This window comes from Archangium violaceum (genome assembly GCF_016859125.1).
GTDB lineage: Bacteria > Myxococcota > Myxococcia > Myxococcales > Myxococcaceae > Archangium > Archangium violaceum_A.
In genome coordinates this window covers 6,675,865-6,690,461 of record NZ_CP069338.1, presented here as the reverse complement: position 1 = coordinate 6,690,461, position 14,597 = coordinate 6,675,865, and the positions used below count along the sequence as shown (strand labels likewise).

The following is a 14,597-nucleotide window of genomic DNA, read 5'->3' as shown; positions in this document are numbered from 1 at the left end:
CCCGGGTCCAAACCCCGGTACACTGCGGACCGGAACTCATCTCGTGAACAGTCGCTGGTCCTCAATGGTGTTCGTCCTCTCGCTCGGGGTGCTCTCCGTGGGCTGCCCCGCCGACGAGAAGCCCACGGCCCCGGTGCATGCGCCGGCCGTGCCTCCGCCGGTGCGCCGCGCCCAACTCAAGGGGCTGCAGGGGGACGTGAAGGTGAAACGCGCGGCGGGGGATGAATGGCTCCCCGCCCAGGAGGGCATGCCCCTCTTCGAGAACGACAAGGTGCGGACCGTGGCGGGCGCAGGAGCACAGGTCGTCTTCGCCAACGGCAGTATGGTGAACCTGGGCGAGGACGCGTTGATTGGAATCGCGGAGACGCGGCGCAGGCCCGGCCAGGAGCGCACGGACCTGACCGTTCTGCGCGGGCGCGTGGACGCCGAGTTGGAAGATCCCGCGCGCCAGTCACTGTCCGTCACCACGCCAGCGGCCACTGTCCGGGCCGGAAGGGAGATCGTGTTCCAATGAAGAGTTCCCTCCTGCTCGCCCTGCTCACGCTGGCGCCCACCGAGGTGGTGGTACGCGATGGAGAATCACTCGCCCAGGTGGCCCAGCGCGCGCTGGGAGACCGCGGCGGGGCCAGCGAGTTGAAGGCCCTCAATGGTTTGAAGGACGACGCGGTCGCGCCGGGCACGAAGCTGAAGCTGCCGGGCGCGGACCGGGCCCGAGCGCAGAGCGTGCTGGAGACGGCACGCAACGCGGTGAAGCACGCGGACGCCCGGATGGCCCGGCGCGAGGAGGCCGCGGCCAAGCTGAAGGAGGCCGAGACCCACTTCCAGAGCGCCCGCTATCAGGATGCCGCGAAGGCGGCCGACGGGGCCTGGAAGCTGCTGTCGGAGAGCGCCTCGCAGCCCACCGCCTTCACGGTGGCCGTGGACGACACGGGCGCCACCACGGTGAAGTCCGTCTCCGGGCAGCCGGTGCGAGTGGAGGCCGAGGGCGTCACGCGTCCGGTGCTCGTGGGAGAGAGCGTGCGCGTGGAGAAGGGCCAGCCGCCTCCCGTGCCCCGTGCTCCGCTGGGCGTGCCCCACCCGACGCAGCCCGCGGACAAGCTGAAGCTGAGCGTCCAGTTCGCCAAGGGCGGCCAGGGCCCCATCACGCTGGCGTGGCAGGCCGTGGAGGGCGCCGAGGGCTATGAGGTGGAGCTGATGCCCCAGCGGGGTGAGAAGCGCGTGCTGTCGGCCTCCGCGACGCAGCTCAAGGTGTCGCTGCCCGCGGGGAGCTACCGCTGGAGCGTGCGCGCGCTCGCCCGGGAGCAGCGCTCCGAGGCCTCGGCCGAGCGGGGCTTCGAGGTGGCGGAGGCCCCGGCCAAACCCATCAACCTCCAGGTGCAACCCTCGAAGTGGAAGTAGCGCGGGAGGAGCGTTCCCATGCGGCTCTTCAAGACCATCCTCCTGTTGATGCTGTTGGCCAGCCTCGTGCCCACGGTGATGGTGGGCCTGCTGTCCGTGTCCGACACGCGGGAGCTGCTGGTGCGCGATGCCCAGGAGCTGGCACAGGAGCGGGCCAAGCAGCTCAAGCTGAAGGCGGAGGGCTTCCTGGCCGAACCCACGCGCGCGGTGCTGAGCATGGCGCGCGTGCCCCACTTCTTCACCCTCCCGCTGGAGCAGCAGCAGACGTACCTCAGCGCGTTGCTCAACCAGCGCCGGGAAATCCAGGCCCTCACCCTCTTCGGTCCGGATGGCAAGCGGCTGCCGAAGCTGCAGGCCTTCGCCGTCAATGACGTGCCGCCCACGGCCCTGGCCGAGCACGAGGCCCGCGCCACGGCGCTGCTGGAGGGAATCGGCGGCCTGCGCTTCGCGGACGTCGCCTGGCGCCCCAGCGGCGAGGCGGTGGTGACGTTCGCCGTCCCCGTGGGCGAGCCCATCAAGGGCTACATCGCCGCGGACGTGTCGCTGGCGGAGCTGCAGACCATGCTCGCCCAGGAGCGCGTGGGCAGCACCGGCTTCGTCTACCTCGCCGACGCCAAGGGCCACGTACTCGCCGGCGGTGGCGGACTGGAGGCCAACCAGGACGTCTCCCAGCGGCCCGTGGTGGTGCACCTGCTCCAGGGCCTGGCGCGCACCCCGGACACCGACATCCTCCACGTGGGCAACTTCGGCGAGGGCGACGAGGCCGTGGTCGCCGCCTATGCCACGCTGGCCGATCCGCACTGGGCCATCGTCTCCGAGCAGCCGGTGGCGCTCGCCTACAAACAGGTGGAGACGATGGAGCGGCGGCTGCTGCTCACCGTCCTGGCCGCCACGCTGGTGGCCCTGGTGCTCGCCGCCTTCTTCTCGCGCAGCGTCACCCGCCCCCTCAAGGGCTTCATCCAGGGCGCCCTGGAGCTGGCCCAGGGCAGGTTCGGCCTCGAGGTCAACGTCCCCCAGAAGAACGAGCTGGGCGAGCTGGCCCGGACGTTCAACTACATGAGCAAGCAGCTGCTCGCGTACGACCACGAGAACCGCGGCCTCTACGAGAGCCTCGAGCAGGGCTACCTGGAGACGATCGTCGCGCTGGCCAACTCCATCGACTCCAAGGACTCCTATACGCGCGGCCACAGCCAGCGCGTGGGCGACGTGGCGGTGGAGATCGGCCGTGAGATGGCCCTCTCCGAGCGCGAGCTCAAGCAGCTGCAGTTCGGCGGCATCCTCCACGACATCGGGAAGATCGGCATCGTGGAGTCCATCCTCTGCAAGCAGTCGCGGCTCACCGACGAGGAGATGGCCATCATGCGCGAGCATCCGGCCATCGGCGACACCATCATCAAGCCCATCAGCTTCCTGCAGGCCATGCGCGCCTGCGTGCGCAGCCACCACGAGCGCTGGGACGGCACCGGCTACCCGGATGGGCTCAAGGGAGAGGACATCCCCCTGCTGGCCCGCATCGTGGCGTGCGCGGACACCTTCGACGCCTGCACCTCCACCCGCCCCTACCAGAAGGCCATGCCCCTGGAGAAGGCCGTGGAGATCCTCGAGAACCTCAGCGGCAAGCAGCTCGATCCCGCCGTGGTGGCGGCGCTGCGCCGGGTGCTGGAGAAGAAGGGCGTGCGCGTCGAGGGCCACCGTCTCCCCGTCAAGCTGGCCTCGTGAATCCCCCGCCTTCCCCTCCCCTTGCAGGCGCACCGGATGGTAAGCAGCCCCCAGACTGTTCTGGCCCTGAAAGGGGAACCTTTTGAGCTTCTGGGATCGCATCAAACCCACCACGCGCCCCGTGTCCGCCACGGAGGCCGCGCTGTCTCCGGATGGCACCCGGTTGGATCTCACCTGGGAGGACGGGGTGAAGACGAGCGCCAGCGCGCAGCTGCTGCGCCAGCAGTGCCCCTGCGCCGGGTGCGTGGACGAGTGGACCAACAAGCGCACGCTGGACCCGGCCCGGGTGCCCGCGGATCTGCGCATCACCCAGGTGCAGCCGGTGGGCAACTACGCCCTCTCCTTCGTCTTCAGCGACGGACATGGCACCGGCATCTACCCGTGGAAGCTGCTGCGCGAGCTCACCCCGCCCCAGGGTTGAGGTCCCGGAGGAACCCGTGAACGAGTCCCGCTACCGGCTGGTGCGCCCCCTGGCCACGGGAGGAATGGCGGAACTGTTCCTGGGCGTGGCTCGCGGCGCGGAGGGCTTCGAGAAGACCGTGGCCATCAAGCGCGTGCTGCCGCACCTGGCGCGCGAGCCCACCATCGCGCAGATGTTCCTCGCCGAGGCGCGGCTGGCCACCCACCTGCAGCACCAGAACATCGCCACCGTCTACGACGTGGGCAACAGCCCCGAGGGCCTCTTCCTGGTGATGGAGCTGGTGGACGGCTGGGACCTGGGGGTGCTGCTCAGGCACACCGCCCGCGGAGACCAACGCTTCCCCCCACATCTGGTGGCCTTCATCGGGGCGCAGGTGCTCGCGGGCCTCGTGCACGCCTACCGCCGCGTGCACAACGGCCGCCCCGTGCTCACCGCCCACCGGGACGTCTCGCCCTCCAACATCCTCGTCTCGCGCGAGGGCGAGGTGAAGGTGACGGACTTCGGCATCGCCCGCATCGAGGGCCTGTCCATCGGCACGCAACCCGGCACCTTCAAGGGCAAGCTCCCCTACTCCGCTCCGGAGGCACTGCAGGGCAAGCCGGCCAACGACCTGAGTGATCAGTTCTCGCTCGGCATCGTCCTCTACGAGCTGCTCGCCGGACGGCACCCCTTCGGCGACACCACGGAGGAGCCGATGGCCTTCGCCATGGCCATCACGCAGCGCGAGCCCCCGCCCCTCACGGACATCCCCGCGCCCCTGGCCGCGGTGGTGAAACGCGCCCTGGCCAAGGTGCCCGAGGCCCGCTTTCCCCGGCCCGAGGACATGGCCGAGGCGCTGGCCCGCTATCTCGCCCAGGCCGGCGAGCCCGCCACCTCGCCGTCCCTGGCCACGTTCATCGCCAGCCTCAACCCGCCCCTCACCCGCGTCCAGCAGACGGAGTCCTCCGAGCAGCAGCGCAGCCTGGATCCGACCGTCCGGCGGCCCTCGCTTCCCACCACCCTGGCCGTGAATCCCTCCTTCGCGCTGGAGTTGACGGAGGAGTGGAGCGAGAGGCCCGGAGGGCCCGCGCTCAGCGCGAGCGGCCGGCTCATCGTGCCCACGGTCCCCGCCCCAGAGCCTGTCCCGGCTCCCGTCACGGCCCAGGCGCCGGTCCCCACCCCAGTCCCCGCCGCCGAGCCTCTCCGGACTCGAGAGCCCCACTGTCCCCAGTGCAACGCGCGCCTGCCCTCGGCCCAGGCCTCGTGCAGCCGCTGCGCCCGGCAACTGGCCCCGGGGCTCTCCCCTCTCGCCGAGGAGCTCCCGCTGGCCAGGCCACGAACCCGCCCTGGAGCCGCGGCCCCGCGCTCGGTGCTGGACATGCGGGAAGAGGAGTTGGAGCTGGCCGAGCGGGGCCCGAAACGGGGGACCGAATACCAACCGCCCAAGCACCGCCGCCGGTGGGGCTCCGCGGTGGCCACCGTGGCCGCGTTGCTGCTGCTATCAGGCGCGGCCGTGCTGGGAATGCCCTACCTCCGGCCCCTGCTGGCCAGACTCCGCGAATCGACGGGCACGAAGGAAATGCCCCTGCTCTCCATCCAGAGCGAGCCCTCGGGCGCCCTCGTGATCGTCGACGGCGTGGAGTTGGGCACCACGCCCCTGGTCATCGACAACACCTACCCCGAGGGGGAGATCTCCGTGAAGCTGACGCTCAAGGGCTACAAGCCCTGGAAGTCCCGGTTCACCGGCGGTCAGCCCGTGTCCCTGGAAGCGAAGCTCAGGCGCTGAGCGCGCGAGGCTCCGCCCTCACTTCACCAGGCGCAGGTGCCCACGCCTCGGAGCGGGCGGCTCGTCCTCGGGAGGACCCTCGGACTCGATCGGGGTCGCGACGGGCGGCTCCTCCGGTGGCTCCTGCCGCGCCACCTCGCGCAACACGGCCCGGGGGCGCTGCTCCACCGGCGGGGCCGACTGCTCCGTCACTGACTCCGGCATCGGCGCCTTCGTCGTCACCATCGTCTGCTGGATGAGCTCGGGCGGCATGTCGTCCGGGTACATCCAGAATTCCTTCGTCACGTGACTGGTGATGGCGAAGAGCGCCGACCAGGGCACCGCCACCGTGAAGCGGCTCCCCGAGAAGCTCAGGGTGCAGCGCACGCCCCACTCGCCCACCGTCAAATCCGGTGGATCGAACCGGTAGGACAGGTTGAGGCGCAGGTGCGACTCGTTGCGCAGCGAGGGCGGCACGAGGACCCCCGGACGACGCGCGTCCAGGTGGATCATCACCATGCCCTTATCCAGTGCGGCCAACAGCCGCGCCTTTTTCTCAGGACCTTTCTTGTCCATCGACGTGCGCTGAGCGGGTGAGGGGGGCGTTTCAGCGACGGCGCATCGCCCGGTCCATCTCCCGCTTCGTCTCCCGTTCCTTGATGTCCTGCCGTCGGTCCTCGTGCGTCTTGCCCCGGCACAACCCCAACTCCACCTTCGCCCGGCCGTTCTTGAAGTACAACAGGAGCGGGATGATGGAATAACCCCGCTCCCGAACCTTCGTGGTCCACCTGTCGATTTCCTCGCGGTGCATCAGCAGCTTGCGACCGCGGAGGGGCTCGTGGGTGAAGAAGCTGGAGGGATTGTAGACGCCGATGTGGGCATTGAGCAGATACAACTCACTCCCCTTCGGCAGGGCATAGGCGTCCGAGAGGTTGGCCGTCCCGGCGCGCAACGCCTTCACCTCGCTCCCGGAGAGTTGAAGGCCGGCCTCGACCTTCTCGTCCACGGTGTAGGCGGCACGCGCCTTGCGGTTCTCCGTGATGATCTTGATGCCGGGTTCCGTCCCGCCCTTGCCCTTTCCTCCCGCCATACGCTCGCGTCCTCTAGCCTCCGATGGGCTGGTTGTCGATCAGCCGTGTGGTACCGACGAAGGCCGCCACCAGCATCCGGGCCGGTTGGCCCGGGGTCACGGCCGGCAGCGGGGTCAGCGAGGTGGCATCCACCAGTTCCACATAATCCTCGCGCAGGTCCGCCGCCTCCAATTCCCGACGTACCACACCCACCAGAGCTGAAGCCTCGCGGGTTCCGCTCCGGTAGAGGGCCTGGGCCGCCGTCAGGCCTCGCGACAAGGCGAGCGCCCGCTTCCTCTCCTCCGGCGACAGGTAGGCATTGCGCGAGCTCATGGCCAGCCCGTCCGGCTCGCGCACGGTGGGCATGCCGATGATTTCCACCCCCAGGTGCAGGTCGCGCGCGAGGGCGCGGATGACCTGGAGCTGCTGGTAGTCCTTCTCGCCGAAGAGGGCGAGGTGGGGCCTGAAGAGGCACAGCAGCTTCGTCACCACCGTGGCCACGCCCTTGAAGTGGCCGGGCCGGCGCGCGCCGCACAGGCCCTGGCTCACCTGCGTCACCTCCACGTACGTCTGGAAGCCCGGGGGGTACACCTCGGCGGGCACGGGGGCGAAGACGGCCTCCACCCCCGCGCTGGCACACCTGGCCAGGTCCCCCTCCATGTCCCGCGGGTAGCGCGACAGGTCCTCGTTGGGGCCGAACTGCGTGGGGTTGACGAAGATGGAGGCCGCGACGACGTCGGCACGGGCACGCCCCTCGCGCATCAGCGAGATGTGTCCGTCATGCAGGAAGCCCATGGTGGGCACCAGGGCCAGCCGGCGGCCCGAGCGGCGGATGGACTCCGCCCACGCGGCGGTCTCGGCGACAGTGCGAAGGACGAGCGGTGCCATGGGCTAGACCGGAGCTCCGTACACGGGACCCATCTTCTCGGCGCCCTCGGCGGGCGCGTCCGTCGTGGACTCCGGAGGAGCCGTCACGAGGCGGATGGGCTTGGACTTGAAGGAGTGCTCCTCGTCCGGGAACGTGCCCGCGCGCACTTCGGAGAAGTAGGCGCCCACGGCCTCGGTGATGGAGCCGTGGAGGTTGGCGTAGCGCTTCACGAACTTGGGCTTGAAGTCCGGGTTCATCCCCAGCAGGTCGTAACAGACGAGCACCTGGCCGTCGCAGTACCTGCCCGCGCCAATGCCGATGGTGGGGATGGAGAGGCGCTGGGTGATCTGCCGCCCCAGCTCCAGCGGCACGCCCTCGAGCACCAGGGAGAAACAACCGGCGCGCTCCAGCGCGAGGGCGTCCTCGAGGATCTTGTTCGCGGCGTCCTCGTCACGGCCCTGCACCACGTAGCCGCCCATCTTGTGCACCGACTGCGGCGTGAGGCCCAGGTGGCCCATGACGGGGATGCTGGCGCGGACGATGGCGGAGATGACGTCGGCGAACTCGGCGCCGCCCTCCAGCTTCACCGCTCCCGCCTTGCCCTCCGCCACCAGCCGGCCGGCGTTGCGGACCGCCTCCTCCACCGACACCTGGTAGCTCATGAAGGGCATGTCGGTCACCACCAGCGCCCGCTTCGTCCCGCGGTTGACCGCGAGCGAGTGGTACACCATCTGGTCCATCGTGACCGGAAGGGTGGAGTCATGGCCCTGGATGACCATGCCCAGCGAGTCCCCCACGAGCAGCACGTCCGCCCCGGCTTCATCGAAGACGTGGGCAAAGGTGGCATCGTAGGCCGTGACCATGGTGATCTTCTGGCCGCTCTGTTTCAGGCGCTTCAGCGTATGGATGGTGACCTTGTCCTTCATGGTTCACCTCCTCTGGGGGTGAGGGTTCAATGTCCTGCCGTGCATGCATGACCGCCCCTCGCCGTCCCCTGGGGGATCGCCGGAAGCCGCCATCGGTGACACTCTAACGCCCTCGAAGCATCGCGGGGGCTTCTCTTTGAGGGCAGGCAGGCAATCGAGCCCCACTCAGGGCCGCTTGCTCCCCGTCGGGAGGTAGTGCTGGGTGCCCTGACGCGCCCGGTCGATGGCGCCCAGCAGCCCCTTCAGGTCCCCCTCGTCGTGGACGAAGTCGATGTCCGACGTGTCCACCACGAGCAGCGGCGTCTCCGTGTAGTGGGAGAAGAACTCGTTGTACGCGTGCACCAACTCTTCCAGGTAGCCGGCGTCGAACTGACGCTCGAACTCGCGACCGCGCTTCTTGATGCGGTGGAGCAGCACGTCCAGCCGCGCCTGCAGGTAGATGACGAGGTCCGGCCTCGTGACGCGGGGGCTGAGCGCCTCGAAGACACGCTCGTAGAGCGCCAGTTCGTGCGAGTCCAGCGTCAGGCACGCGAAGATGCGGTCCTTGGCGAACAGGTAGTCGCTGACCGTCACCGAGTTGAACAGGTCCGGCTGGAACAGCTCCTGCTGCTGCTTGAAGCGCGAGAGCAGGAAGAAGATCTGCGTCTGGAAGGCGTACTTCTGCCGGTCCGCGTAGAAGTTGGCGAGGAAGGGATTCTCCTCGACGATCTCGAAGATGCGCCGGGCCGAGAAACGCTCGGCGAGGATGTTGGAGAGGCTCGTCTTGCCGACGCCGATGGGCCCCTCGACCACGATGTAGCGGTTGTCCATCCGCTTCGAGACCTCCGACTGCAACGGAAACCACGCACCTACCTCTTCCACCGGCGGGCGCGGGGCGCGGAATAGAACACGGGAGTGGCGGCCGGGCAATGATCGCGCTCTCCGGGGCATCGCCACGCTTGACGGCCTGATGGGCGTCCACTACCAGGGGCCCACGCGCGGTGCGGGAGACGCGGACGCGTGGGGACAGAGGGAGATGAATCGACGGCAGCGCGCGAAGACGGTCATCGAGCTGGAGCCACGCCGGACCACGGCCACCGACACGGCCCGGTCCCCCGAGAAGACGGTGGAGCCTGATCCGCTCTACGGTGTGGTCCTCCTCAAGACGGCCCTGGAGCTCAAACGCAGGCGGGACGGTTCGCCCGAGGAGATCCTCCGCGGCGTCCTGGCGCGCATGCGGCTGCCCGAGGACGAGTTCCGCGCCTGGCTCGCGCAACAGGGAGAGCTGTCGAAGGTGCTCGGCGGCGGCGAGTCCTGAGCACCTAGCGCTCGGCCAGCCACCCCTGGAGCTCGTTGTCCACCGCGCTGCCGAGCGACTTGCAGAACGCGTACTCGGTCCGCAGCCGCTCCACCGGCGTGGCCGCCTCGAAACGCCGCGTCTCGAAGAAGAGCGCGTACACCACCTTGTCGCCGACCTTCGAGCGGATGCCCAGGTACTCGCCCTGGACGTCCATCTGCGGCAACAACATCCGCTCCAACGAGCGGTAGACCTGAGCCATGTCCCGGGTGGCACCGACGAAGGTGTTCTCGTCGAGCACGGGGATCGGACTGGGATCGCCCCAACGCAGTAGCACCACCCCATCGGGGCGGGCGAACACCGCGTACACCACACCGAACCGGTTGAGCACCGGCTCCAGCGCCTCCAGTGGCAGGGGCTTCATCAATCCTCTCCGAGCCACTCTTTCGTTAACACCAGAGTGGCTCGGACGCCAAATCGTGGCGCCCCTTCGGGACTACCCACCGCGGGACTACCCACCAACGGGACCGAGCGCGCGCTCGATGGCGGCGAACTCCTCGGACGAGAGCGTCTCCGCGCGCCGCATCGGATCGATGCCCGCCGTCTCCAGTGCCCGCTGGAGCTGCTCCGTCGAGCCCAGCGACTTGTCCGACTTGAGTGAGTTGAAGAGCGTCTTGCGACGCTGCGCGAACCCCGCCTTCACCAGGCGGATGAAGCGCGCGCCATCCACCACGGGAGCCAGGGGCTCGGGGCGGCGGATGAGCCGCAGCACCGCCGAGTCCACCTTGGGCGGCGGATGGAAGCGACGGGCGTCGATGTCGAAGAGGTTCTCCGAGGTGAAGTAGAGGCCCAGGATGGCGGTGAGCAGGCCGTAATCGCGCCCGCCCGGCTCGGCCGCGAGCCGATCCACCACCTCCTTCTGCAGGGTGAAGACCGCGCGCGTCACGTGCTCGCGCTGCTCCAGCACCTGGAAGAGGATGGAGCTCGTCAGGTGGTACGGGAGGTTGCCGGCGACCTTCACCTCGGGCGCACCCGCCACCTCGGCGAAGTCCACCGTGGCCGCGTTGCCGTCCACCACGCGCACGCCGGAGATGGCCTCCTTCTCCAGCACGGAGATCATGTCCCGGTCCTTCTCCACCGCCGTGACGCGCGCGCCGGTGGCGGCGAGGAAGCGCGTCAGGTGCCCCAGGCCCGGGCCCAGCTCCACCACCGGCTCGCCGTCGCGCAGTTCCAGCGCGTCGGCGATGGCCTCCAGGATGTCCGGGTCGCCCAGGAAGTTCTGACCCCAGCTGTGCTTGGCCCTCAGGCCATGACGCTGGAGGATGTCACGAGGTGTATCCACGAGGGTGTCCCTTCACATGCGCCAGGCCGGATCCGCGGACAGGTTGAAGTCGCCGCGAAGACCCCGGCGCCAGGCCTCGTAGCCGGCCACGGCGATCATCGCGCCATTGTCCGTGCACAACCGCACCGGCGGGAGGTAGAGCTGCAGGTTGCGATCCGCGGCGCGCTCCTGGCACAGCGAGCGCAACCGCGAGTTGGCCGCCACGCCTCCGCACACCACCAGGCGCTTCAGGCCCAGCCGGCGCGCGGCGGCGACGAACTTCTTCGACAGCGCGTCCGCCACGGCCTCCTGGAAGGAGGCGCACAGGTCCGCCAGCTCCTGCCCCTCGGGGACGCCGTGCTTGCGCACGTGGTGCAGCACCGCCGTCTTCAGCCCGGAGAAGGACCAGTCGAAGTTCTCCGCGCCGGGCAGCGCGCGGGGGAACCGGATGGCCTCCGGGTTCCCCTTCTGCGCGAGCTGATCGATGGGCAACCCACCCGGGTACGGCAGGCCGAGGATGCGCGCCGTCTTGTCATAGGCCTCGCCGGCGGCGTCGTCGCGGGTGCTGCCCACCAGCCGGTAACGGCCGTAGTCCTGCACCTCGTAGAGGCTGGTGTGACCACCGGAGACGACGAGCCCCAGGAAGGGCGGCTCCGGCGCATCCTCCAGCAGCCGGATGGCGAGCAGGTGTCCCTCGAGGTGGTTCGCCCCGACGAAGGGCTTGCCGGTGGCGAGGCTCAGCGACTTGGCCACCTGCACGCCCACCAGAAGGGCCCCGATGAGACCGGGCCCCGAGGTGACGGCGATGAGGTCCACATCGTCGAGCGTCTTGCCAGCCCGGGTGAGGGCCTCGTGCAGGACGGGCATGACCTGCACCACGTGGTTGCGGCTGGCGAGCTCCGGCACCACCCCACCCCAGCGACGGTGGATGTCCACCTGGGTGGAGACGACGTCGGCGAGCACGCGCCGGCCGTCCTCCACGAGGGCGGCGGCGGTCTCATCACAGGAGGTTTCGATTCCGAGTACGAGCAAGGGCATCCTCTCTACCAGGAGCCCGCCGCCCCGCCTACTGTCCGAGCGACTTGAGCGCGGCGCGCACGTCGTTGGCGTACTGGCCGGAGGGCTCCAACAAGAGATAGCGCTTGTAGGCGTCGATCGCCTTCTTGTCCTGCTGGACCATCTGCCGGCCCATGCCCAGGCACAGCCACGCATGGGCGTTGTTGGGCTGGTCCTTCAGCGCGTCCTCCAGGAGCTTGACGGCCTCGCGGTAGCTCGAATCGCTGCGCACCAGGGAGATGCCCAGGCCCGCCTTCGCCTCGGCCGAGTCCGGCTTGAGGTTGAGCGCCTTGCGGTAGGCGAAGGCCGCGGCCTTGTAGCGCCCGGTCGCCTGGAGCCTCTTGGCCCGGCGCGCCAGCTCGGCGTACTGGGCCTCGGGGCTCAGCTTCTGCGTCTCGGCCTGCTCCGGCTCGTCGTCCTTGTCGTCATCCTCCGCGGGCGGGGTGCCATTCGCGGCGACGGCCGGCTGCTCGGTGGCCTGGGAAGGAGTCCCCGCGTCGGGCACGGGCGTCTGGGCCGCGGTGGCCGGCTGCTCCGGCTGGGCCTGCGTCTCGGGCGGCTTCGTCTCCGGCGCCTTCGCCTCGGGCACCTGTTTCTCGGGCTCCGGTGCCTTCACCTGCTCGGTGGGCGCGGGCTTCGACTCCGGCGGAGGCGTGGGCGTTCCACCCGACTGGCCGAACACCACCACCGCGGCGGCCACGGCGATCGCCACGACCCCGAGCCCGATGTAGAGGCCGGTACGCTTCGGCTTCGGCAGCCGCACGTCCTCATCCACCGGCGCCTTCCTGGGCGCCTGCGTGGGCCTGGGTGTCGGGCGCGGCCTGGGCTCCTCCGCGGGCTTGCTGGCCACCGCGGGAGCGGGCTTGGGCTCCGGCTTGGGCTCTTCCGCGGGCTTGGGCGCGGGCGCGCCATGACCCGGGTACGGCGGGAGCGCGAGCTGGGGCTTCTCGGCCGGCTTCTCGACCGGAGTCTCCGCGGGCTGCACGGCGACGGGAGCGGGCACGGGGGCCGGCGGAGGGGTCTCCTGGGCCGGAGCTTCAGGCTTCAGCCCCGTCACCAACGTCACCTCCTGGGCCGGAGTCGCGGGCTCCGGAGGAGGCACGGGCGGCAACGGATTGGGAGCCACGGCGGCGCCACCGAAGATGGGGCCACGCGACGAGGACTCCGGCTGCTCCGCGGGAGCCGGGGGCGTGGGCGGAAGAGGCGCGGGCGTGGTCGCGGGCGCGCTGGCGGACGCCGGGGCACGAGGCGCCGGAGACCAGCCCGGACCCCAACCTCCCGCCGAGCCCAGGCCATCCACATCCACCCGGTTCCAGTCGAGCAGCAGGCTCCGCCGCTCCATCTCCTTCGCGCGGTGGGCCGGCGCCGGATCCACGAGGAACGCCGAGCCCTCGGCCGTGCGCGGGGGCGCGATGATGTCCGTCTCCGGAACGTTCTGAGGGCGCTTCCTGGCCTCGAAGACGACGACATTGGCGAGCTGAGGCTGCGACTCCGGCGTGGCCTGTGGCTCCGGCGCGGCCTGTGGCTCCGGTGCGCTCACGGGCTGGGCCACCACGGGCGCGACCACCGGGGCCACCGGGGTCACGGGAGGCACCGCGGGCGCCACCGGCTCCGGAGCCGGCTCGGCGGGAGCACTCGGCGCCGGCGCGTTGTGGAGCCACTCCTCGATGCCGGGCTTGCCACTCTGCACGGGCTCCTGCGAGACGCTGCCCAGTTCGCGGATGAGGCCCTCGAAGTACAGCTTGCTGATGATGCCCAGCGCCGCCAGATCGTCGAAGTCCGAGTCCTCCACCACCCGGCTCAGGCTGCGCTTGCCGTCGAAGAGGCGCAGCAGCCCGTTCACCTCGTCCGGAATCTCCGAGAGGCGATCCGCCAGCTGGTGGTAGTCGATCTCGAACACCGTCTCCAGCGGCGGGAGCTGCTCGAGCATGCGGCCCCACTCGTCCAGCCGGCGCATGCCCTCCATCAGCAGGCCCTGGGTGGAGACCTCGATGCGCTCGGGCCGATCCAGCGCGGTGAATTGAACCTCGAACTCACCCTCGGTGGCGTTGAGCAGACGGTAGAACGCGTTCTCGCCCTTGAGCCGCCCCATCTCCGCGTCGATGACGCGGCCTTCCTTGAAGTAGATGGTGGCGACCCGGTCTCCCTTGATGGAGATGGTGCCCGTCTTGCGGCCGATCTCGAACGTCTGGACCAGGTCCACCACGCCCATGTCGGCCAGGTTGCCCGCGAACCCGCCCTTGGTCGTCTCGCGCCGCTCGATCCTCTCCTTGTCCGCCTTCTGGAGGATCATCGTCACGCGCGTGACGATCTCCTTGATGTAGATGGGCTTGGTCAGGTAGTCGTCGCCACCGAGCTCCAGCCCCTTCACCTTCGCCTCGACCGCCTTCTGGTTGGTGAGGAAGACGAAGGGGATGTGCTTGTAGCGCTCGTCCGTCTTGAGCGTCTTGCACAGCTCGAAGCCGTCCATCTCCGGCATCTTCGTGTCGGCGAGCACGAGGTCCGGCGGGCTGATCTGCACCTTCTCGAGCGCGTCCTTGCCGTGGACCGCTGTCGTGACGGAGAAGCCGGCCTTCTTGAGGCTGACCTCCATCACACGGAGACTCTTCGGGTCACCATCGACCAGGAGCAGGTGCTGCTTGGCCACGTTCGAATGCCTTTCGCTGCGGACGGCCGAGTGAGGGCGCCCGGCGCGGAGAATGGTGGATGATCATGCCCGCTCTCCAGGCATGTCAATAATGGTGGAGGGGACTGGGAACCCGCCCTGCATGCAAGGAAACGGGCCCCTGGAACGGCAG

At 69.6% G+C, this 14,597-nt stretch carries 15 protein-coding genes; 6 read left to right on the top strand and 9 right to left on the bottom strand.

The annotated features are described in order from the left end of the window. Positions 1–64 precede the first annotated feature (64 nt). The 5 genes from JQX13_RS28705 to JQX13_RS28685 all read left to right on the top strand — a co-directional run bounded on the left by JQX13_RS28705 (position 65) and on the right by JQX13_RS28685 (position 5,303). Positions 65–514, top strand: coding sequence for a FecR family protein (locus tag JQX13_RS28705; RefSeq protein ID WP_203412249.1), 450 nt, complete (start codon positions 65–67; stop codon positions 512–514). Further along, on the top strand, positions 511–1,398 hold the full coding sequence (locus JQX13_RS28700; RefSeq protein WP_203402673.1) for a LysM peptidoglycan-binding domain-containing protein: 888 nt from the start codon (positions 511–513) through the stop codon (positions 1,396–1,398). The genes JQX13_RS28705 and JQX13_RS28700 overlap by 4 nt, the downstream gene beginning before the upstream one ends. A gap of 18 nt (positions 1,399–1,416) precedes the next feature. Continuing rightward, complete coding sequence (locus tag JQX13_RS28695) at positions 1,417–3,117, top strand: HD domain-containing phosphohydrolase (RefSeq protein ID WP_203402672.1); 1,701 nt, start codon at positions 1,417–1,419, stop codon at positions 3,115–3,117. A gap of 82 nt (positions 3,118–3,199) precedes the next feature. Beyond that, positions 3,200–3,538 carry a DUF971 domain-containing protein gene (locus tag JQX13_RS28690; protein ID WP_203402671.1) on the top strand — a complete coding sequence of 113 codons (339 nt, stop codon included), beginning with the start codon at positions 3,200–3,202 and terminating at the stop codon, positions 3,536–3,538. A 16-nt stretch (positions 3,539–3,554) separates the two neighbouring features. Further along, positions 3,555–5,303: a protein kinase domain-containing protein gene (locus tag JQX13_RS28685; RefSeq protein WP_239013911.1), complete on the top strand. Its 1,749-nt coding sequence runs from the start codon at positions 3,555–3,557 to the stop codon at positions 5,301–5,303. Positions 5,304–5,321: 18 nt separating this feature from the next. On the opposite strand, the gene JQX13_RS28680 is transcribed toward JQX13_RS28685, so the two are convergent. From JQX13_RS28680 to JQX13_RS28660, 5 genes are all read right to left on the bottom strand, one after another. Continuing rightward, complete coding sequence (locus tag JQX13_RS28680; protein WP_203402669.1) at positions 5,322–5,858, bottom strand: ClpXP protease specificity-enhancing factor SspB; 537 nt, start codon at positions 5,856–5,858, stop codon at positions 5,322–5,324. Between the two features lie 31 nt (positions 5,859–5,889). After that, entirely contained in the window at positions 5,890–6,372 is a 483-nt protein-coding gene (smpB, locus tag JQX13_RS28675; protein ID WP_203402668.1) for an SsrA-binding protein SmpB, read from the bottom strand. 13 nt (positions 6,373–6,385) lie between these two features. Further along, the gene (panC, locus tag JQX13_RS28670; protein ID WP_203402667.1) at positions 6,386–7,240 is read right to left on the bottom strand and encodes a pantoate--beta-alanine ligase; all 855 of its coding nucleotides are present in this window, start codon (positions 7,238–7,240) and stop codon (positions 6,386–6,388) included. A gap of 3 nt (positions 7,241–7,243) precedes the next feature. Continuing rightward, positions 7,244–8,146, bottom strand: a complete 903-nt coding sequence (panB, locus tag JQX13_RS28665) for a 3-methyl-2-oxobutanoate hydroxymethyltransferase (protein WP_203402666.1) — start codon at positions 8,144–8,146, stop codon at positions 7,244–7,246. A gap of 165 nt (positions 8,147–8,311) precedes the next feature. After that, the gene (locus JQX13_RS28660; protein ID WP_203402665.1) at positions 8,312–8,956 is read right to left on the bottom strand and encodes a deoxynucleoside kinase; all 645 of its coding nucleotides are present in this window, start codon (positions 8,954–8,956) and stop codon (positions 8,312–8,314) included. Between the two features lie 205 nt (positions 8,957–9,161). Here JQX13_RS28660 and JQX13_RS28655 point away from each other — a divergent pair, with 205 nt between their 5' ends. Then, on the top strand, positions 9,162–9,443 hold the full coding sequence (locus tag JQX13_RS28655; protein WP_203402664.1) for a hypothetical protein: 282 nt from the start codon (positions 9,162–9,164) through the stop codon (positions 9,441–9,443). 4 nt (positions 9,444–9,447) lie between these two features. Here JQX13_RS28655 and JQX13_RS28650 read toward each other — a convergent pair whose 3' ends face one another. From JQX13_RS28650 to JQX13_RS28635, 4 genes are all read right to left on the bottom strand, one after another. Next, positions 9,448–9,846, bottom strand: a complete 399-nt coding sequence (locus JQX13_RS28650; RefSeq protein WP_203402663.1) for a hypothetical protein — start codon at positions 9,844–9,846, stop codon at positions 9,448–9,450. Positions 9,847–9,933: 87 nt separating this feature from the next. Next, positions 9,934–10,764, bottom strand: a complete 831-nt coding sequence (rsmA, locus tag JQX13_RS28645) for a 16S rRNA (adenine(1518)-N(6)/adenine(1519)-N(6))-dimethyltransferase RsmA (RefSeq protein ID WP_203402662.1) — start codon at positions 10,762–10,764, stop codon at positions 9,934–9,936. 12 nt (positions 10,765–10,776) lie between these two features. Further along, positions 10,777–11,781 (bottom strand): tRNA (adenosine(37)-N6)-threonylcarbamoyltransferase complex transferase subunit TsaD, encoded by a 1,005-nt coding sequence (gene tsaD / locus JQX13_RS28640; protein ID WP_203402661.1) that lies wholly within the window; start codon positions 11,779–11,781, stop codon positions 10,777–10,779. 28 nt (positions 11,782–11,809) lie between these two features. Then, complete coding sequence (locus tag JQX13_RS28635) at positions 11,810–14,446, bottom strand: response regulator (RefSeq protein ID WP_203402660.1); 2,637 nt, start codon at positions 14,444–14,446, stop codon at positions 11,810–11,812. Positions 14,447–14,597 lie beyond the last annotated feature (151 nt).